This window comes from Bacillus sp. SRB3LM (assembly GCF_015712745.1).
GTDB lineage: Bacteria > Bacillota > Bacilli > Bacillales > Bacillaceae_G > Bacillus_A > Bacillus_A thuringiensis_K.
This window is the reverse complement of record NZ_VWVQ01000101.1, coordinates 1-805: the sequence shown is the minus strand read 5'-3', so window position 1 is coordinate 805 and position 805 is coordinate 1. Positions and strand designations below refer to the sequence as shown.

Genomic DNA, 805 nt, shown 5'->3' with positions numbered 1-805 from the left:
ACGGATTCTTGAGTTTGTAGTAGTATCGCAGTGCCGTATGTACAGAGAAAGACATTGAAATGATTCCAGTTTTTACATAAACAAAAGAGAAGTCATATTCCAGACTTCTCCTTTTCGCGTACAAGGAATGAACAATGATTCAAGGTTCCTTACGCGCCAACTATATGTTGAAAACAAAGTTGTGTATTTTAAACTTTGCAATCTACTCCATTCAAGCACTTTTAACGCATTTCCCGAAAGAATTCTCCTTCCTCAAGGGTGTGAAGGGCGTAGCCAAACGGTTTTCCTGTTTATTTTGCCTCTGATATAATCAGTCTTATAAATTATAAAGTCTGATATATAAATGAAATATGTTTGGTCGACTATCTAAAAATTATAACATCACATGAGTTGACCATATTCATATTTTGTTCAAGGCACACCCTAATACAGAAATGAAAACATTCATCAATGCTTATAAAAGTGCAAGTTCTCGACTGATTAAAGAGACTTTCCACAAGTGAAAAAGAAACTTTGGAAAGAGATGTTTTGGTCCAGAAGTTTTTGCTTGCTAACTACTGGTGGTTCGCCAATAGACGTAGTAAAAACATATATTGAAAATCAAGGTGAAATGATATGGCAAAGCAGAATAAAGCATATACATTCCGTTTGTATCCAACAGAAGACCAAGCACATCTTATGCGTAAAACCTTCGGTTTTGTACGTTTCGTGGGTTCTGTTGCAAAGTTTTTTAAATGCAGCTAAACTGTAGGGAAAATGTGCTAAGGAGAATGAAACATGAGATATTTTAAAGAAAAGCAATTCA

General features: G+C 34.9%; 2 pseudogenes. Both read left to right on the top strand.

What is annotated here, in order from left to right:
* Positions 1 to 350: 350 nt before the first annotated feature.
* Positions 351 to 610 (top strand): annotated as a pseudogene (tnpA, locus tag F3I02_RS27215) (IS200/IS605 family transposase); the annotation flags it as partial.
* Between the two features lie 5 nt (positions 611 to 615).
* Positions 616 to 711: pseudogene (locus F3I02_RS27210) on the top strand (helix-turn-helix domain-containing protein); the annotation flags it as partial.
* Between the last annotated feature and the right edge of the window lie 94 nt (positions 712 to 805).